This is a genomic window from Providencia sp. PROV201, from assembly GCF_028479545.1.
Classification (GTDB): domain Bacteria; phylum Pseudomonadota; class Gammaproteobacteria; order Enterobacterales; family Enterobacteriaceae; genus Providencia; species Providencia huaxiensis.
The window spans coordinates 1-20,186 of the sequence record NZ_JAMPNW010000030.1; the positions used below are offsets into that span (position 1 = coordinate 1).

At 40.7% G+C, this 20,186-nt stretch carries 18 protein-coding genes; 15 read left to right on the forward strand and 3 right to left on the reverse strand.

Annotation, left to right across the window (positions count from 1 at the left end):
• Positions 1-1,209: 1,209 nt before the first annotated feature.
• The 5 genes from PR809_RS18325 (at position 1,210) to megL (ending at position 5,668) form a co-directional block, all read left to right on the forward strand.
• Positions 1,210-2,001 carry an endonuclease/exonuclease/phosphatase family protein gene (locus PR809_RS18325; RefSeq protein ID WP_166265850.1) on the forward strand — a complete coding sequence of 264 codons (792 nt, stop codon included), beginning with the start codon at positions 1,210-1,212 and terminating at the stop codon, positions 1,999-2,001.
• A 95-nt stretch (positions 2,002-2,096) separates the two neighbouring features.
• Positions 2,097-2,642, forward strand: a complete 546-nt coding sequence (locus PR809_RS18330) for a DUF1287 domain-containing protein (RefSeq protein WP_375373126.1) — start codon at positions 2,097-2,099, stop codon at positions 2,640-2,642.
• Between the two features lie 214 nt (positions 2,643-2,856).
• Complete coding sequence (locus PR809_RS18335; RefSeq protein WP_102140122.1) at positions 2,857-4,044, forward strand: NAD(P)/FAD-dependent oxidoreductase; 1,188 nt, start codon at positions 2,857-2,859, stop codon at positions 4,042-4,044.
• A gap of 13 nt (positions 4,045-4,057) precedes the next feature.
• Positions 4,058-4,450: a hypothetical protein gene (locus PR809_RS18340; protein WP_094960905.1), complete on the forward strand. Its 393-nt coding sequence runs from the start codon at positions 4,058-4,060 to the stop codon at positions 4,448-4,450.
• Positions 4,451-4,465: 15 nt separating this feature from the next.
• Entirely contained in the window at positions 4,466-5,668 is a 1,203-nt protein-coding gene (gene megL, locus PR809_RS18345; RefSeq protein ID WP_206276319.1) for a methionine gamma-lyase, read from the forward strand.
• Between the two features lie 65 nt (positions 5,669-5,733).
• On the opposite strand, the gene PR809_RS18350 is transcribed toward megL, so the two are convergent.
• Positions 5,734-7,101 (reverse strand): amino acid permease, encoded by a 1,368-nt coding sequence (locus PR809_RS18350; protein WP_102140118.1) that lies wholly within the window; start codon positions 7,099-7,101, stop codon positions 5,734-5,736.
• A gap of 178 nt (positions 7,102-7,279) precedes the next feature.
• Here PR809_RS18350 and queE point away from each other — a divergent pair, with 178 nt between their 5' ends.
• Positions 7,280-7,951, forward strand: coding sequence for a 7-carboxy-7-deazaguanine synthase QueE (queE, locus tag PR809_RS18355; RefSeq protein ID WP_102140117.1), 672 nt, complete (start codon positions 7,280-7,282; stop codon positions 7,949-7,951).
• 65 nt (positions 7,952-8,016) lie between these two features.
• On the opposite strand, the gene PR809_RS18360 is transcribed toward queE, so the two are convergent.
• Both PR809_RS18360 and queD read right to left on the reverse strand, forming a co-directional pair.
• Complete coding sequence (locus PR809_RS18360; RefSeq protein WP_004260761.1) at positions 8,017-8,634, reverse strand: YagU family protein; 618 nt, start codon at positions 8,632-8,634, stop codon at positions 8,017-8,019.
• 364 nt (positions 8,635-8,998) lie between these two features.
• Positions 8,999-9,364: a 6-carboxytetrahydropterin synthase QueD gene (gene queD / locus PR809_RS18365; protein WP_004913900.1), complete on the reverse strand. Its 366-nt coding sequence runs from the start codon at positions 9,362-9,364 to the stop codon at positions 8,999-9,001.
• 343 nt (positions 9,365-9,707) lie between these two features.
• Here queD and cysJ point away from each other — a divergent pair, with 343 nt between their 5' ends.
• The 9 genes from cysJ (at position 9,708) to ispD (ending at position 20,185) form a co-directional block, all read left to right on the forward strand.
• Complete coding sequence (gene cysJ, locus PR809_RS18370) at positions 9,708-11,513, forward strand: NADPH-dependent assimilatory sulfite reductase flavoprotein subunit (RefSeq protein WP_206276318.1); 1,806 nt, start codon at positions 9,708-9,710, stop codon at positions 11,511-11,513.
• Entirely contained in the window at positions 11,513-13,246 is a 1,734-nt protein-coding gene (cysI, locus tag PR809_RS18375) for an assimilatory sulfite reductase (NADPH) hemoprotein subunit (protein ID WP_166265835.1), read from the forward strand. Before cysJ ends, cysI begins: the two co-directional genes overlap by 1 nt.
• Complete coding sequence (cysH, locus tag PR809_RS18380) at positions 13,243-13,977, forward strand: phosphoadenosine phosphosulfate reductase (RefSeq protein WP_206276317.1); 735 nt, start codon at positions 13,243-13,245, stop codon at positions 13,975-13,977. The genes cysI and cysH overlap by 4 nt, the downstream gene beginning before the upstream one ends.
• A 527-nt stretch (positions 13,978-14,504) precedes the next feature.
• A complete protein-coding gene (gene cysG / locus PR809_RS18385; protein ID WP_206276316.1) occupies positions 14,505-15,917 on the forward strand; it encodes a siroheme synthase CysG in 1,413 nt (470 codons plus the stop codon).
• Between the two features lie 13 nt (positions 15,918-15,930).
• Positions 15,931-16,839, forward strand: a complete 909-nt coding sequence (gene cysD, locus PR809_RS18390; RefSeq protein ID WP_206276315.1) for a sulfate adenylyltransferase subunit CysD — start codon at positions 15,931-15,933, stop codon at positions 16,837-16,839.
• Positions 16,840-16,875: 36 nt separating this feature from the next.
• Positions 16,876-18,318, forward strand: a complete 1,443-nt coding sequence (gene cysN / locus PR809_RS18395; protein ID WP_102140111.1) for a sulfate adenylyltransferase subunit CysN — start codon at positions 16,876-16,878, stop codon at positions 18,316-18,318.
• A gap of 5 nt (positions 18,319-18,323) precedes the next feature.
• Positions 18,324-18,932 (forward strand): adenylyl-sulfate kinase, encoded by a 609-nt coding sequence (cysC, locus tag PR809_RS18400; protein WP_206276314.1) that lies wholly within the window; start codon positions 18,324-18,326, stop codon positions 18,930-18,932.
• Positions 18,933-19,092: 160 nt separating this feature from the next.
• Positions 19,093-19,380: a cell division protein FtsB gene (gene ftsB / locus PR809_RS18405; protein ID WP_004260736.1), complete on the forward strand. Its 288-nt coding sequence runs from the start codon at positions 19,093-19,095 to the stop codon at positions 19,378-19,380.
• Between the two features lie 67 nt (positions 19,381-19,447).
• The gene (gene ispD / locus PR809_RS18410) at positions 19,448-20,185 is read left to right on the forward strand and encodes a 2-C-methyl-D-erythritol 4-phosphate cytidylyltransferase (RefSeq protein ID WP_206276313.1); all 738 of its coding nucleotides are present in this window, start codon (positions 19,448-19,450) and stop codon (positions 20,183-20,185) included.
• Position 20,186 lies beyond the last annotated feature (1 nt).

The window sequence follows — 20,186 nt, forward strand, 5'->3', positions numbered from 1 at the left end:
GGGGATAGGGGATATCCCCGGTATTGTGCTAACATGCTAACTATCTTATGTTTTTTCTCTTTTCTCTTTTCTCTTTTCTCTTTTCTCTTTTCTCTTTTCTCTTTTCTCTTTTCTTTTTTTTATTTCTTTATTCCTGTATTTCTTACGCTATTCCTCCCCTTTTCATCTCTTTGGCTTATGGGAAGCCATTAATACACCTTTATCGATGGTCGTGGTGAATGAAAATTCTGGATATAAAGTAGTAAGTAACAACTCACAGGCTCTTTTGTGGAAAAGAGAATTTTAAGAATATCACGTGAGTGTTGTGAACTGGGTGTTTTGCCATCACGGTGATGAATGACATCATTTGAGCCAAAGTAGTAAGTAACAACTCACTTGTTGAGATGGGACGGCGGCTGCTGACGATGGAGGTGGGGTGACGGGAGTTAGGAGGGGTAATGGAGGATAACTGGTTGTATTGGTGTGATGAATGGATGTTTTAGATGCAAAGTAGTGAGTAACAACTCACGTGTTTCTTAATTAAGTACAGGTAAGTCAATAAAATTAAATGGATATGGTTTTTTGATAATTATCTATTACTCCAGAGAATGTAATTACTTGAGTCAAAGTGGTAAGTAACAGCTCACGTGTTGAAGAGCGTGCGGAGACAAGTGATGGCTGTGGGGTAAAAAGAGCTAAGAGAGAGTTAGGCTAGGTAATCGATAGGTGACTCTTAGTGGCATTGGCTCTGTGAATGAAAACTTTGGATATAAAGTAGTGAGTAACAACTCACTTACTTCTTAATTAAGCGAAGTAAATCTAATAAAATCAAACGGATATGGTTTATTGATAATTATCTATTACTCCAGAGAATGTAATCACTTGAGCTAAAGTAGTAAGTAACAGCTCACATTTTTTAGTAGCAGAGGAATAGAGGGAGATAATATGGGAGAAAAATAGATAGGAGGATTGTATTTACCCCGGTTTATTTAGGTGGTGAATCCGATAGAAGGGAACAAAGTAGCAAGTAATTAACATGTTTATCATTTCAAAAGAAGAGTAAAAGAAGAACAGAACATTTTTGTGTAAAATTTAAAGACCTTATAGTTAAGATGGTGGTTATGCTAAATTTGATAAGCTATAACTACTCAAATTTGATATACTGCACACAGTAATTAATCAAAAATTATAAGATTTTCATTATTTCTCTGTGATATAGGGACTTCAAATTTGGCCAAAAGAACCTATTCTGTTCGGTATATTGCAGGTGAGCCCGCTAAACGTATTCAGCCCATGCCTGTACATATGTTAGGTGAATCACTTCCAATAGGTTTACCTCTATTCGCTGCGGGTGAAACCCTAGATGTGGTTACATGGAATATTTACAAACAGCAACGGCCAAATTGGAAGCACACTCTTAATGAGTTAGTAAAAGATAGAAAACTTATTTTGTTGCAAGAGGCTCAAATGTCACCTGAGCTAATATCTTTTGCTGCATCACACAAATTAATTGCTGATCAAGTACCTGCATTACCTTTTTCACCTCATCCAGCTGGAGTGATGACACTTGCGGCTTCACATCCGATATATTGCTGTCCTTTAAGAGAAAAAGAACCACTTTTACGACTGGCTAAATCTGCGCTGATTACAGTATACCCGTTACCAGATGGGAAGCACTTGATGGTCGTGAATGTTCATGCAATTAACTTCAGTTTTGGTGTGGATGTATATACGCGGCAACTAAATAAATTGGGTGTTCATATTGCTAAACATGTGGGGCCAGTGATCCTTGCGGGTGATTTTAATGCATGGAGTAGGCAACGGGTAAATGCACTAAAACGGTTTATTCGTAGTGTGGGTCTAAAAGAAATAGCATTTAGTGATGATTACCGTACTAAGGCTTTTGGCCGTCCTTTGGATTACGTGTTTTATCGTGGATTGAAAGTTAAAAATAGCACTGTACTACCGACAGATGCATCTGATCATAACCCTATTATGACCAAATTTACGCTTTCTAAGTAATTAAGATTATCTCCCTTATTTTCCCTCGCATTTAATTGTAGATTTGATGAGCTATTTTTATTGGGGACATCAGATTGAAATCATCGTTTTTATACATCCTTTTCTTTTTTGCACAAATAGCTAATGGATCTAGCTTATTGTTGGCAAAACATGCGGAACAGTTACCTCGTTTAGTTATTTATGACCCGTCTTATCGACAAATTTCTTATCCAAATGGTGATGTGCCCGAACACTACGGTGTCTGCTCTGATGTAGTTATACGAAGCTACCGAAAAATGGGGGTGGATTTACAAAAATTAGTACATGAAGACATGAAAGCAAACTTTCGCCAATATCCCAGCCAACGTATATGGGGATTACGTAAGCCAGATACAAATATTGATCATCGTCGCGTTCCTAATTTAGAGGCTTTTTTTTCGCGAAAAGGGAAAAATAAGTCTATCTCAAAGAATGCCAGTGATTATATTCCTGGTGATATTGTCTCTTGGCGTTTGGGTAATGGTCGGCCACATATCGGTGTTGTAACTTCGATAAAGTCATCAAGTACACAAAATTATTTAGTTATGCACAATATTGGATATGGCCAAGTAGCTGAGGATATTTTATTTCGTTGGGATATTGTTGGGCATTATTCTTATTAAGTGGGATAATTTTTATATAATATAATTACTATGGTTATAATATTTTAAATTAACTTCTTTGTGGGTTTTTATATATTTAAGTAATTAGTTTAATTTGTTGTTTTTTTGATTATATGCTAATTATTGTATTAGCATTAATTTCGCATGAACTATATTTATAAATGAATGGTTAAACATATAAAGTATAAAACATAAATAAATGGCGGTTAATTCTATGAAAAATATAGTTATTGTTGGTGGTGGGACGGGCGGGACGATGCTAGCAAATACACTTGCTAGAAAATTGAGTAAAGAAATTTTTTCAAAGAAAATAAAAATAACATTAATTACTGATAATCCAATCCATTATTATAAACCTGCATTTATGTATGTTGCTTTTAATTTATTTTTTAAGGATGAACTGAGTCGCCCTGAAAGAGAACTGTTAAGGCCTGAAATAGAGTTAGCCATTGATAAAATAGAATACTTTGATTTTAAAAATAAAGAGCTAAACTCAACACATGGAAAAAAATATAATTATGATTTTCTTGTGATAGCGACAGGTTGCGTACCTAAACCTGAGCGTATTGAAGGTTTAAAAGATATCGGTAACCACTTTTATGCTTATGAAGCATCAAGGAAGCTAGCTGACCAACTTGCTAAGATTGAAAAAGGTCGAATTTTTATTACAGTATCATTCCCTGAAACACCGAATGTGCCCCATCAGTGTGGTATTGCGCCGATGGAAACAACTTTAATGATTGATGAGTTTTTACGTAAACGTCGAGTTAGGGATAATATTGAAATCGTTTATACTTATCCAACAGTTTCACAATTATTGCGTAACTGTTTATTTATGCAACAACCTGTTTGTGAAGTTATTCCCGAGGTATTTACTGCTAAAAATATTAAAGCGCAGAGAGGGTTTACTTTAGATAAAGTTGATCCAGATAAAAAAATAGCTTATTCGAAAGAAGGTGATGAGCAAAATTTCGACTTACTGATTAGCACTCCACCGATTACCGCGGTTGAGGCAGTTATTAATACCGGATTAAGTGAGCATAATAATGGTGAAGGTTGGTTACCTACCGACCATGAAACTATGCAAGTTTATGGTGTTGATGGCGTTTATGTTATAGGTGATACCGTTGATTTACCAATCAGTAAAGCGGGAGGAAGCTGTCATAATCAGGCTGCCATTATAGCTGATAATATATGCGGAGAATTAATTTATGGTTATCCCGCAGCTATCTATGATGGGCGAGTTCAAGCTGTTGCTCAAATGGGATTAACTGCAGGGATGCCTTTACAATACGATTATAAACACGATGTTATTCCTACGCCTCCGACTAAATTAGGGGGATTACTAAGAAATGGCTTTAATAGAGGTATTTATTGGGCTGCTATTCGTGGCTTAGTTTAAGGAGGAAATCAAAATGTCTAATAATGAAAATCAAAGTAAACTAATTGAACTTCTTAATTCTGAGTCGGGTGATCATTTCGCAGACAAATTAGCACCGCTATTACAACTGAACCGTTTAGATAATATTGTTGATTTACTTTCTCTAATTTCTGACCTTATTGATATTACTGATAATAGCACAGTAGAAAAACTGGCGAACTCATTTGAGGATACTCTAGCGCCAGTCTGGGAATTCGGAACTGCATATAATATGGCTAAAATGGAGGAAATATATAATAGTAAAAATCCAAATTTTCGTTCGGTGTATGCTTTATTAAAAGATCCAAATACATTACGTGGAATTAGTACCGTTTTACGAACCTTGCAAATAATGGGTTCTCGATTGTCTTCCCCCCAAGAGGGGTAATATTTCGGAGGTGGTATGATATTAGATAGACTGTATTCTTTTGATACGCGTGTGATACATAATTACTATGATGCAGCCGAAAATTTAGGATCACTAGCTTCACCAATTTATCAAACGTCAACTTACGTATTTGATAGTGTTGAAGAAGGTGCCGCTTGTTTTAGCGGTGAATCGAACGGTTATATTTATACTCGAATAAATAACCCAACATTAAATTTGTTGGAAAAGCGGCTTGCTGATTTAGAAGAGGGGGACGCCGCAATTGCATTCTCTTCAGGGATGGGAGCAATAACATCGACTCTTTGGACATTACTGAACCCAGGTGATGAGCTGTTAGTTGACATGACGGTTTATGGCTGTACATATGCATTCTTTCACCATGGGTTAGCTCGATTTGGTATCAAAGTTCGTCACATTGATATGAGTGATCCAAATAATGTCGAACAGGCGCTCACTAAAAAAACAAGGATGATATTTTTCGAATCGCCTGCAAACCCAAACATGCGTTTAGTTGATATTAGCGCTGTGAGCCATATCGTTCGTCAATATAATCTTGCAAATAACCAAGAGATATTGGTGACCGTTGATAATACCTATTGCACTCCTTACATTCAAAAACCTCTTGAACTTGGGGCGGACATCGTCGTTCATTCATTGACTAAATATATGAATGGACATGGTGATGTGATGGCTGGGGCGGTTATTACATCTGAGGCGTTAGCTAAGCAAATCAGGTTGGTTGGACTGAAAGATATGACTGGAGCATGCCTATCCCCTCATGATGCAAACCTCATATTACGTGGAATGAAAACACTACCAATCAGAATGGAGAGGCTGGTTGAGAGTGCACAGAAAGTTGCAGAATATTTAGCCTCGCTATCTGAAGTTTCTCAAGTGATGTATCCGGGTTTACCGAGTTTTCCTCAATACTCATTAGCTCAAAGGCAGATGAAGCTACCCGGGGGCATGATTGCTTTTGAACTTAAAGGGGGACTTGAGGCGGGCAAGCAGTTTTTAAACCGCCTACAGTTATTTTCTTGTGCGGTTAGTCTTGGTGATTGTGAGTCATTGGCTCAACACCCAGCGAGTATGACCCATTCGACTTACACTGCTGAGGAACGGAAACAGTATGGGATTAGTGATGGGCTTATTCGTTTATCAGTCGGATTAGAAAGTGTTGATGATTTGATTGCGGATATTAAGCAAGCGCTCAGTTGATAACAAAAGGCCCTATATCATATAAAATATAGGGCCTTTATTTATTTTGTGGATGCGTTACTTAGTTAAGATTTTTGAAATTTACGCATAATGAAGAAGGTCACACTCAATATCGCGACCCAAGCAAACCCAACTAAAAGTGCAACTTGTGTGTCTTTAAAGAAGCCAAGTAGTGCGATGACAAAGACCATAAATGCAATAGTAACCGCAGGGCCAATTGGCCAAAATGGGACTGGGAATTTCAGGTTTTTAACTTCTTCAGGACTCATTTGGCGACGCATGGCGACTTGAGAAAGCAGGATCATTAACCACACCCAAACCGTTGCAAAGGTTGCGATTGAAGCAATAATCACAAAGATTTTTTCTGGAAGTAGGTAGTTCAAATACACACCGAGTAACATAATAACGGACATTACTAATACAGTGACCCATGGCACACCGCTTTTCGTTAACTTAGTAAAGACTTTTGGAGCTTGTCCATCTTGCGCCATTCCGTACATCATGCGTCCTGCACCAAAAATATCACTATTAATCGCTGAGATTGCCGCAGTGATGACCACGATATTTAAGATATTTGCCGCTGATTGAATGCCTAAACTATCAAAAATTTGGACGAATGGACTGCCATTTTGACCGACTTGATTCCACGGATAGATACACATCAAAATGAATAATGTTAACCCATAGAATAATAAAATACGGATTGGAACGGCATTAATTGCTTTTGGAATGGTTTTTTCTGGGTTTTGCGCTTCACTGGCAGTAATACCAATCACTTCAATACCGCCAAATGCGAACATGACTATGGCTAAAGAGGCAATAACGCCTTCAATGCCATTTGGCATAAAGCCACCGTGCTCCCATAGATTTTGGATACCCACCGCATGGTCAGTTTCTTGGCCGAAACCGTAGAACATTAAGAAAGTACCACCAACAATCATTGCGATGATGGCCGAGACTTTCACGATAGACAGCCAAAATTCCATTTCACCGAAAATTTTGACGTGACATAAATTGAGTGCGCTAATAAATAGCACGATACTTAATACCCACACCCATTGGTCGACATGTGGGAACCAGAACCCCATGTACATCCCGAAAGCGGTAATATCGGCCAAGCAAACGACCAGCATTTCAAATACGTAGTTCCAGCCAGTTAAAAAACCAGCGAGGGGGCCCATGTAATGGCTAGCGTAGTGAGAAAACGAACCGGGTACAGGATGATGCACTGCCATCTCGCCTAAGGCTCGCATAACCATAAATACAGCAGCACCACCGACCATATAAGCGAGGAGAACTGCAGGCCCTGCCGCTTGAATTGCGGAAGCAGAACCATAAAATAAGCCGGTACCAATCGCTGAGCCTAAAGCCATAAAGCGAATGTGCCGAACACTCAGTCCCTTTCTGAGTTGATTTTGTTCACTACTTTGCATGTCTTTTCCTGTCTTTTTCTTCGTTCGATATATTGTTCCGAATAGGCTTTCGGTATTGTTTATTAAGTCGGACGTACTTTATTGAACCCTAAGGTGGCTACATTATCACAAACTTCCTTGTTCGTGAGATAGATATCTGCAATATAATGCGTGCTCAGCTAACTATTTTAGGAGTGATATGAAATACCCAATTAATGAAATCTTCCAAACCATTCAGGGAGAGGGGGTTTTTACTGGTGTTCCTGCGGTGTTTATTCGTTTGCAGGGCTGCCCAGTTGGATGTAGTTGGTGTGATACCAAACAAACATGGGAAATAGAACAAGACAAAGAATCTACCCTAGGGGATATCGCACTTAAAACGATTGATTCAGATGCATGGGCGATGTCAGATAGTGAGGCATTGATTCAGTTAATGAAAGAAAAACACTTCAGCGCACAGCATATTGTTATTACAGGCGGAGAGCCTTGTATTTATGATTTACAGCCACTGACTGAGGCATTAGAACAGCATGGATATCAATGCCAAATTGAAACTAGCGGCACATATCCTATTCAATGCACAAATAAAACATGGGTTACGGTATCGCCAAAAGTGGGTATGAAAGGCGGGTTACAGGTGATTAGCCAAGCAGTAAACCGCGCTAATGAAATTAAACATCCTGTTGCTCGCGAAAAAGATATTGAGGCACTTGAGAAAATTTTAGCATTACGTACTGTCGAAATGCCGCCAGTAGTGGCATTACAGCCAATCAGCCAAAAGACGGCGGCAACAAAATTGTGTATTGAAACTTGCATTCAACGCAACTGGCGTTTATCGATTCAAACACATAAGTATTTGGATATTCAATAATAAAAAATAGCGATAAATTTTAGTAACCCCCAATAGTTGAAAAACACTCATTGGGGGCCTTTAAATTACCTAAATGGTTGGTTTAGTGGTACTTCAGGATCTGGCTCGTGAGTAATACGGTTGCGTAAGTCACGACGAATAATTTCAATAGACCAAAACCAAATTAAATGGCCAAATATTTCTGACACATTCTCATACCATGGCAGGTCGAAAAGTGGAGGGGTGAGCCCCATAAGAGGGAATGAAATCATATGGACAAATAATTGCGCCAGTGCACCCGCTAACAACCCTTGCCATAACTTAATTTTAGGAAATACTTCAGCAACGATGCAATACCCGACAGCAAACACGATAGAAAATATGATGTGAGTAACGCCCACAGAGTTAAAAACGTGCCCAGCAAAGGTGTACACTGCAGAGTTAGGATCAGCAATTCCTAACCAATCCCTTAAGAAAATATAAGGTGGATTGAGGAAGTTACGTGAGCAGTCAATTTGTTCCGCTGCACGGATCAGTGTTTCTGGCGAACAAGCTGCGTTGAACATATCCGTTGGGCTTCTTGGCGGTAATGGGACTTCAGCCCCCCATTTGACAAACGAAGAGACGATACCTGCGATTAGACCAATAAATGCTGCCAGTCCATAACGCCTTCTGGATTTTGGTGTTTGTTGAAATAAATGCATTTCCCCTGCCTTATTAAAAGTAAATAATGGTAAATAATAGATCAGGTTATAATTTAATGCACTATGTCAAATTAAAGTTTTTATATCCTTAATGTTAAAAGGGGAAATGTCAGTCACTGATTTATTTCTTGCCTTAGCCTCACCCTTGATAACGTATGTTTTTTTAGAATTTCGATTATTAAAGGTAATTAGGCAGCTTTCTATGCAGAGTTAGGCGTTGATATTGGTTTGGTCATTAGTCGAAGGTAAAGGATATAGGGATTTACCCCTCATTTATATTCAAAACCTATTAGGCTTGCCGCTAAGTCAGCGGCCTGAGGAGCGTGTATCCCTATATTATATGACTTTTTTAGCGCTTGTACTTTTAAGCTTCTCCGCGATAGACGCAACCTGCATTGCAGGTTTCTTTTACGGTAACCGCACTTAATAAGGGTAGTAAAGGTTTAGTTTGTTGCCAAATCCACTGGGCTAATACCTCACTGGTTGGGTTTTCTAACCCTTCGATATCATTTAAATAATGATGGTCTAAGCGTTCCCAGATAGGCTTAAAAGCGGCTTTTACATCAGAAAAATCAATAATCCAACCACTATGGGAGTCAACTTCACCTGTGATTTCTAAACGCACCATGAAAGAATGCCCATGGAGGCGACCACACTTATGACCCTCTGGGACGTGAGGAAGTTTGTGGGCGGCTTCGAAAGTGAAATCTTTATAGATTGTTGTACTCATATGTGGCTCCTTGTTGTGAATAAACAGCGCATTGTACTGCATTTTTAGGTGAAAATATCTTTAATTACTAAAATAGCGTTAACCGCTTTTATCAATATGATCCATCAGTTAATTGCTTTAGGCTTTTTAGTTATTAATTATGGCTATCGTTTCTTATCCCATTATCTATGGTTGTTATAACCTAACTGCATACCCTATATGTTTCAGGTACTGCGGTATTTTTTGCTTTATTACCTTAATTATTTGGGGGAATGAGCAGGTGTTAGGTTGTCGGTCTTTTTTGGGTAATGACATGGCATCGTTTTTTTAAATCAAAGATGAATAACGCTGGGGTTACAAGATAATGACAAAAAAACAGCCGCCATTAGCGGCGCTGCCAATATCTGTTGAGCAATTAGCACGTTTACAGACGGTCGTTGATGATTTTTCATCCCATCAACTCGCATGGCTTTCTGGTTATTTGTGGGGAGTGGTAAATCAAAATACGCAAGTTGATGCATCTGTCAGTGCGCCTGTGGTTACCCAAGATACGGTCACAATCATCTCTGCATCACAGACAGGAAATGCACGCCGCCTATCAGAGCAGCTTAGAGAGCGTTTAGTCGGTGAAAAAATTAGTGTGAACTTAGTGAATGCAGGGGATTATAAATTCAAACAAATCAACCAAGAGAAAGTGTTGGTTGTTGTAGCGTCAACCCAAGGTGAAGGGGAGCCAGCCGAAGAAGCGGTTGCATTGTACAAATACCTTCATTCTAAAAAAGCGCCTAATTTATCACAAACCAGCTATGCGGTTTTCGCGCTGGGAGATTCCTCTTACGAAAAATTTTGCCAAGCGGGTAAAGATTTTGATTCTCAGCTTGCATCATTAGGGGCGATATCATTAACGGAACGAATTGATGCAGATGTTGAATACCAAGCGGTTGCAGATGAATGGGTTGAAAACCTCACACAGATTTTAAAAGCTCGCGTTCCTGCTCAAAGTGATAGCCAATTATTGGCGACTCAAACAGGAAGTGTGAATGAAATTCATTCATCACCTTATAGTAAAACCGCACCATTAACTGCGTCGCTACTGAGTAATCAAAAGATCACCAGTCGCGACTCGCAAAAAGATGTTCGCCATATTGAAATTGACCTCGGTGACTCTGGTTTACGTTATCAACCGGGTGATGCGCTAGGAGTTTGGTTCGATAATGACCCTGCTTTAGTTGATGAGTTGGTGGCTTTATTGTGGCTACAAGGTGATGAAGAGGTCTTTATTGGCTCACAGCGGCATTCATTACGTGATGCGCTGATTTATCAATTAGAACTGACACAAAATACCCCAGTAATTGTCGAAAAATACGCTCAGCTATCAAAAGATGATGCACTATTGTCATTAATTAGTGATAAGCAAGCTATTTTGCACTACGCGCAAAATACGCCAATTGTCGATATGGTACGCCAAGCGGCATCTCAGCCTACTGCCCAAGAATTTGTTGAACTACTGCGCCCGTTAACCCCTCGTTTGTACTCGATTTCTTCTTCACAATCAGAGGTGGAAAATGAAGTTCACGCAACGGTTGGCGTTGTCCGCTATGAGATTGATGGTAAGGCTCGCACTGGCGGTGCTTCAGGTTTCTTAGCGGATCGCTTAAATGAGGATGATGAACTCCGCATATTCATTGAGCACAATGATAACTTCCGTCTGCCACAAGACCCAAATACGCCAGTGATCATGATTGGCCCAGGAACAGGGATAGCGCCATTTCGTGCTTTCTTACAGCAGCGTGACAATGACGGTGCGACAGGGAAAAACTGGTTATTTTTTGGTAATCCACACTTTGTTGATGACTTTCTCTACCAAGTGGAATGGCAGCGTTATGTCAAAGACGGTTTACTAACCCATATTTCATTAGCGTGGTCTCGCGACCAACAAGAAAAAATCTATGTACAAGATAAACTTCGCGAACAAGGCGAGGAAGTATGGCAATGGTTACAAGAAGGTGCGCACATCTATGTGTGTGGTGATGCAAACCGCATGGCCAAAGATGTCGAACAGGTATTATTAGATATCGTCAGTCAATACGGGAACATGGACAGTGAAGAAGCTGATGAATTTTTAAGTGAGCTGCGCGTAATGCGCCGTTATCAGAGGGATGTTTATTAATGAGCAATGAACAACAACAAAAGCCCTTAATTGTCGAAGGTAAACTCGCAGACAGTGAACGCATGAAGCAAGACAGCGATTACTTGCGTGGAACCATTAAGGACGACTTAAAAAATGGGTTAACGGGCGGTTTTGAAGGGGATAATTTCCTGTTGATACGCTTTCACGGCATGTATCAACAAGATGACCGTGATATTCGTTCTGAGCGTGCGGAACAAAAACTCGAGCCTCGCCATGCAATGATGCTGCGCTGTCGTTTACCGGGCGGCATTATTACACCCAAGCAATGGCTTGATATTGATAAGTTTGCCACAGAGCACACGCTGTATGGCAGCGTGCGCATTACGAATCGGCAAACATTTCAGTTCCATGGCATCTTAAAAGGGGATGTAAAGCCTGCCCATCAGATGCTAAGTCACGTTGGTTTAGATGCCCTTGCAACGGCGAATGACGTTAACCGTAACGTGTTATGTACCTCTAACCCAGTGCAGTCTGAATTGCACCAACAAGCTTATGAATGGGCAAAGAAAATATCTGAACACTTACTACCACGCACTAGTGCTTACGCGGAAATTTGGTTAGATAAAGAAAAGATAGTGACAACGGATGAAGAGCCTATTTTAGGGCAAACTTATCTGCCAAGAAAGTTTAAAACCACTGTTGTGATCCCACCATTAAATGATGTGGATTTGCATGCAAATGATATGAACTTTGTCGCGATTGCCCAAAATGGGGAATTGATCGGTTTTAACGTGCTGGTGGGTGGCGGCCTTGCAATGACACATGGTGATACAGCGACGTTTCCTCGCTTAGCCAGTGAGTTTGGTTTTATTCCATTAGACAAAACATTAGCCATTGCAGAAGCGATAGTGACTACCCAACGGGATTGGGGAAATCGTACTGAACGTAAAAATGCGAAAACCAAATATACTCTTGAGCGTGTGGGTATCGACACCTTCAAAGCTGAAGTCGAAAGGCGCTCAGGCGTAGTTTTCGAACCTATTCGTCCATATGAATTTACTGAACGCGGTGACAAGATTGGTTGGCTTAAAGGAATTGACAATCGCTGGCACCTAACATTGTTTATTGAAAATGGTCGATTAATTGATTTAGAAAATAAGCCATTAAAAACGGGTGTGGCTGAAATTGCGCGTATTCATCAAGGTGATTTTCGTTTAACCGCAAACCAAAATTTAATTGTTGCGGGTGTACCCGAAAGTGAAAAAGCGGCGATTGAAGCGATTGCCAGAGCTCATGGGTTAATGAGTGATGAAATTACAGCGCAACGTGAAAATTCCATGGCTTGTGTCTCATTTCCAACTTGCCCACTTGCGATGGCAGAAGCGGAACGTTTTTTACCTGAATTTGTTAGTCAGGTAGAAAATATTATGGCCGCTCATCAAGTCGCCAATGAACATATCGTTCTACGGATAACGGGTTGCCCTAATGGCTGTGGACGAGCGATGCTGGCGGAAGTAGGGCTGGTCGGTAAAGCGATTGATAGATATAACTTACATTTAGGTGGAAATCGCATTGGCACCCGTATTCCACGCATGTACCGTGAAAACATCACTAGTACAGAGATTTTAGCTATTTTGGATGAGTTAATCGGTGATTGGGCAAAAAAACGTCTACCTAATGAAGGATTTGGCGATTTTGTTATTCGCACCAATGTTGTGAAGCCCGTATTAAATTCTGCTGTTGATTTTTATGAGGTTAAGGAGGCAGTATGAGCCGACTTGAACTAGCAACGCTTATCGAACTCGATAAGCCTCAACAAATCGCTTATCTCGCTGAGTTTAATTCCCAGTTAGAAGCGATGAATGCATTACAGCGGGTTGAGTGGGCGGTTGAATATTTACCGGCAGAGTTTGTGGTGTCTTCCAGCTTTGGTATCCAAGCGGCACTAACGCTGCATATGGTGACGCAGGTTATGCCTAATATCCCAGTTATTTTAACGGATACTGGTTATTTGTTCCCAGAGACCTATCAATTTATTGAGGCGTTAACAGATAAATTGAATTTAAATTTACAGGTGTATCGCGCAAAGCAGTCACCTGCTTGGCAAGAAGCACTGTATGGCCAACTTTGGACACAAGGGCTTGATGGTATTGAGCGTTATAACCAATTGAATAAAGTTGAACCGATGGCGCGTGCGTTACATGAATTACAAGCACAAACCTGGTTTTCTGGTTTACGGCGAGAACAATCTGAGAGCCGCGCAAATTTGTCTGTGTTAGGTATCGGAAAAGGGATTTTTAAAGTTTTACCAGTGATTGATTGGAATAATAAGCAAGTTTATGAATATCTAACAAAATATGATTTACCTTATCACCCCCTGTGGGAACAAGGGTATTTATCAGTTGGTGATACCCATACAACTCGTAAATGGGAAGAGGGGATGAATGAAGAAGATACGCGTTTTTTTGGATTAAAGAGGGAGTGTGGGCTGCATGAAAACTAAATATTCGTCATAATTCAATCCGCAGCGTTGTTGGCTACGCTCACTCGCACTAGTCACATACTAGTGTATGCTCCTAGCGACTCATTTACTTGCCGCCTAGCTGCAACTTGAATTATTTAGAATATTGATTAGGTCATAATTCAATCTGCAGCGTTGTTGGCTACGCGCAATTTGAATAATTTAGAAGATTGATTTGTCATGTTCAAAGCCATGACTTGAGTTTAGAACATAAATAATTACGAATTTAATAAAATATTTGTTTAATTACAAAGGAATGCCCTTTGTTAAAAATAAGTATTTCTTATTTTTATATTATTTTTTGTTTTTCTCATAATTATTAGAAGTTTGCGTTAAGTCTTGTATTTTTGTTCGGTATTGGCTGGTTTTTAGTGTTTTTGTGCAAGAGCTCAGGCTTATGCTTTTAAGTTACAAGAAAGAGCTTTTTGTCATTTCAAACCTGTTGATTGAAGCCATATAGTCAATTGTCTATTTCTTATAATAAGTTTATATAACGATGGGTGAGCAAGATGGATTATTTACCATTATTTGTCGATGTCCGCACGCGCAAGGTCGTGTTAATTGGCGGCGGTGTGGTCGCAGCACGAAAAGCAGAGTTGCTAATAAAAGCACAAGCGAATTTAGTGGTCATCTCACCGACGTTATGTACTCAGTTACAAACTGAATATCAACAAAATAAATTTATTTGGTTAGCAGAAGATTATCAATCCATTCATTTAGATGATGCATTTCTGGTTATTGCTGCAACGGATGATGCATTATTGAATGAAACGGTTTTCTACGATGCTAATGAACGAAAAATATTCGTTAACGTAGTCGATGACCAGCCATTATGTTCATTTATTGTTCCTTCCATTATTGACCGCTCCCCGGTGATTGTGGCGATCTCTTCAGGGGGAACCGCACCCGTATTAGCACGTTTACTCAGAGAAAAATTGGAAACGATGCTGCCAACCTCTTTGGGGAAAATGGCGGATATAGCTGGTCGCTGGCGTCATAAAGTTAAAGAAACGCTAACTAATATGCGTGAAAGAAAACGTTTCTGGGAAAAAAGTTTTAGTGGTCGTTTTGCCTCTTTAGTTGAAAAAGGGCAATTCAGCGAAGCTGAACAACAGCTGGAACGACAGCTGTATGAGCCAAATAACCACGGTGAATTAACCCTAGTTGGTGCTGGGCCGGGGGATGCGGGGCTGCTTACATTAAAAGGACTGCGCGTTTTACAAAGTGCAGAAGTGGTTTTATATGACCATCTGGTGAGTGAGGAAATTCTCGAGTTAGTTCGCCGTGATGCAGACAAGATTTGTGTAGGTAAACGCGCAGGGGCCCACAGTGTTTCCCAAGAAGAAACCAATGCGCTGATCGTGAAATTTGCTCAACAAGGTAAAAAAGTCGTGCGCCTTAAAGGGGGGGATCCTTTCATTTTTGGGCGAGGGGGAGAAGAGCTACAAGTTGCAGCGCAAGCGGGGATCCCATTTCAAGTGGTTCCGGGTGTGACCGCGGCAATTGGTGCAGCCGCTTACGCGGGGGTTCCGCTGACTCACCGTGAACACTCACAAAGCATTACCTTTATTACGGGCCATTGCCGTGAAAATGGAACGGATCTCGATTGGCAGGCGCTTTCTCGAGGAAATCAAACCTTAGCTATCTATATGGGCACAGTGAAGGCCGCAAAAATCAGCGAGCAATTAATCCAATTCGGCCGAGCGAAAAATACCCCGGTAGCGGTTATCGGCTGTGGTACAAGGCGTGAACAAAAAGTAGTAACCGGAAAACTCGATGAGCTTGAAGTATTAGCACAGCAGGCACCCGCGCCTGCTTTGATAGTGGTTGGTGAAGTAGCTGCATTGCACCAACAACTCGCGTGGTTTGGTTCTCAAACTGAAGACATAAGATGGCGCAGTGCCGTATTGGAACTGGCTTAAGTAAGGGGCTATCGTGAACGACAAAAAATTGACTCATTTACAGCAGTTAGAGGCAGAAAGTATTCATATCATTCGTGAAGTTGCCGCCGAATTTGCTAACCCAGTGATGCTGTATTCTATTGGTAAAGATTCTTCTGTGATGCTGCATTTAGCACGCAAGGCATTTTATCCAGGAAAGCTCCCATTTCCTCTCTTACATGTTGATACAGGATGGAAATTTCGTGAAATGTACGAGTTTCGCGATGCAACTGCAGAAAAATACGGTTTTGAGCTACTTGTTCATCGTAACCCTGAAGGGGAAAAATTAGGGATCAACCCGTTTTTGCATGGCAGTGCTAAGCACACGGATATTATGAAAACGGAAGGCTTAAAGCAGGCTTTGGATAAGTACGGTTTTGATGCCGCATTTGGTGGCGCTCGTCGTGATGAAGAAAAATCACGTGCAAAAGAGCGGATCTACTCTTTTCGTGACCGATTTCATCGTTGGGATCCTAAAAACCAACGGCCTGAGCTATGGCATAACTACAATGGGCAGGTCAATAAAGGGGAAAGTATTCGTGTTTTCCCGCTATCAAATTGGACTGAACTTGATATCTGGCAATATATCTATTTGGAAAATATCGACATTGTTCCCCTGTACTTTGCAAAAGAACGACCAGTTATTCAGCGGGATGGGACTTTACTAATGGTGGATGATAACCGTATTGACCTACAACCTGGAGAAGTGGTTAGCCAGCAAAAAGTGCGTTTTAGAACATTAGGTTGTTGGCCATTGACGGGAGCTGTGCCATCTGAATCACAAACACTGCCTGAGATCATAGAAGAAATGTTGATTTCTACGACGAGTGAACGGCAGGGGAGGCTGATTGATAGCGACCAATCCGCTTCGATGGAGTTGAAAAAGCGCCAAGGTTATTTTTAGTGGGCAAGGTTAATACGCAAAGTCAGGAGAAAAATCATGGCACAAGCCGTTTATAATGAATCAATCGCTCATCAAATTGAACAGCAAGGTGGTGTAGAGCCTTATTTATTGGCGCAGCAACAAAAAGGATTATTGCGTTTTTTAACCTGTGGCAATGTGGATGATGGTAAAAGTACCTTAATCGGCCGTTTACTGCATGATACTCGCCAAATATACCAAGATCAGCTGTCAACCTTGCAAAGTGACAGTAAGCGGATAGGGACTCAAGGGGAAAAGCTTGACCTTGCTTTGCTGGTGGATGGCCTTGCTGCTGAACGTGAGCAGGGGATCACCATCGATGTGGCTTATCGTTATTTTTCAACAGAAAAACGCAAATTTATTATTGCGGACACCCCCGGTCATGAGCAATATACGCGCAATATGGCGACAGGGGCATCAACTTGCTCACTTTCTATTTTGTTGATCGATGCTCGAAAAGGAGTACAGGAACAAACACGTCGCCATAGTTTTATTAGTACATTGCTTGGGATCCGCCATCTTATTGTTGCCGTCAATAAAATGGATCTAGTGGATTACAGTGAAGCCATTTTTGAAAAAATAAAGCAGGATTACCAAAAGTTTGCGATGGAATTGCCGGTTGATTTAAAGGTATGGTTTGTACCTATCTCAGCCCTTGATGGCGATAACATTGTGAATGCTAGCGATAATTTTAAGTGGTATCAAGGTGATACGCTATTATCGATATTGGAAAATGTTCAAGTGGAACAAAAAGCCTCGGAGCAAGCTTTGCGTTTCCCTGTGCAATATGTGAACCGCCCAAATCTAGACTTTCGTGGATACAGTGGAACATTATCATCAGGGATTGTCGAAGTGGGGCAAAAGGTCAAAGTATTACCCTCTGGTGCGACCTCAGCAATCAAAGAAATTGTGACATTTTCAGGGTTACAAGATTTTGCAGTCCCGGGGGAAGCGATTACATTAGTGCTTGAAGATGAAATTGATATCAGTCGTGGCGACTTGATTGTTGCACAAGATGAAACCTTACAAAGCACACAGCATGCATCTGTCGATGTGGTATGGATGTCTGAACAGCCGTTAGTTCAAGGGCAACAACTTGATATTAAAATTGCGGGAAAACGCAGCCGGGCAAAAGTAGAAAATATTCAATATCAAGTAGATATCAATAATTTAACACAGAAAGTGGCTACGGAACTACCGTTGAATGGCATTGGTTTAGTGGAATTTTCCTTTGATGAACCATTGTTACTGGAAAACTATCAACGCAATGCAGACACTGGCGGAATGATTTTTATTGATAGGCTCACAAATGTGACTGTCGGGGCGGGTTTAGTCCGCGAAACACAAGCCCCTGTCTTTGAAAAAAACAGTGATTTTAGTGAATTTGAAATTGAGCTAAATAAATTAGTTCGCCGCCATTTCCCTCATTGGGGTGCACGCGATGTATTAGGTGGGAAATAATACGGATGACAAAAGAAAACCATATTGTTTGGCACCAACACGCAGTAACTCGCCAGCTACGTGAGAGTAATAATGGCCACAAAGGTGCTGTATTGTGGTTCACCGGGTTATCAGGTTCAGGAAAATCAACATTAGCGGGGGCAATAGAGCACCAACTTACGTCAATGGGAATGAAAACCTATTTGTTGGATGGCGATAATATCCGCCATGGTTTATGCCGTGATTTAGGATTTAATGAGGCTGATAGACAAGAAAATATCCGTCGAGTGGGTGAGGTGGCGAAGTTAATGGTCGATGCAGGGCTGATTGTTGCGACCGCCTTTATTTCACCTTTTCAAGCGGATAGGCAGAAAGTCCGTGACTTGTTTGAACCCGAACAATTTTTTGAGTTGTACGTGGATACCCCTGTAAGTGTTTGTGAACAGCGAGACCCTAAAGGGTTATATCAACAAGCGCGGGAAGGGAAAATTAAGCAATTCACAGGAATTGACTCCCCTTATGAAGAACCGCAACACCCAGAGCTACATCTGGATGGGCAACAACCGATTTCTGATTCCCTTTCCCAAATTATTGCGCTTTTATTACGCAATCATGTCATTCAGCTAGATTATTAATACAGCTTAAATACCTCCTTTATTTTATCCGATGGTAAAATAAGGTGGTATTTTGCGGATTCAAACCCGACTTAATCTGACTTTTTATCACAATTTCAGTATCACAGTAGCGTCAATCGTTGAGTTATGGGATGATTAGCAAATCATTTCAGGGGGCAAAATGGGTAAATTAACGCTACTATTAATTGCGATATTAGCTTGGTTACAGTATTCCTTATGGTTAGGCAAAAATGGCATACATGACTACGTACAAGTCAAAGATGATGTCGCTGCTCAGGAAATTGTAAATTCGCGCTTAAAAATGCGTAATGAACAGCTATTCGCTGAAATCAATGACTTAAATGATGGCCAAGATGCGATTGAAGAACGAGCTCGAACGGAGCTTGGGATGATCAAACCTGGAGAGTCATTTTATCGAATGGTTAAAGAAAGTAATAACCAGAAATAGACACAATAAAATGATATCAAAATAGTGTACCCATTAGCCTGATAATTTCTGATGTAAGAATTCAACAATGACAAATCCAAACCATGCCCCACAAAGCAATCTCCCGCAAATTGTTGCACTGATCCCTGCAGCAGGGATAGGTAGCCGTATGAATGCAGAGTGCCCAAAACAATACTTGCAGGTTGCAGGTAAAACGATCATTGAGCACACCATAAACGCATTGCTTGAAAATGATAAAGTGCAAGAGATTGTGGTTGCTTTGAGTGCGGAAGACGATTATTTTCAGCAGCTTGCAATTGCTAATGACCCTCGAGTGACGACGGTCATTGGTGGCAAAGAGCGTGCCGATTCAGTATTAGCAGGTCTGGATTTTTTAATCACTAACCCCAACTTTTCAGATTGCTGGGTATTAGTGCATGATGCGGCACGTCCTTGCCTCCATCAATCAGATTTAAATGAAATTATTCAATTAGCAGCGGAACAAAATTGTTGTGGTGGGATCCTCGCTGCCCCCGTACGCGATACCATGAAACGCAGCTCAACAGCGAGTCAATTAATTGACCACACGGTTGAACGTGAAGCGTTATGGCATGCGCTCACACCACAATTTTTTCCGTTAGCATTATTACGGGACTGTCTAAGTAAAGCCTTGAAAGAAAACGTGGTGATCACTGATGAAGCTTCTGCGCTAGAGTATTGCGGCCACCAACCGGTGTTAGTGGCTGGCCGCGCTGATAATTTAAAAGTGACGCGCCCAGAAGACCTCACTTTAGCGGAATTTTATCTTTCAAGAATGAATAACTAAG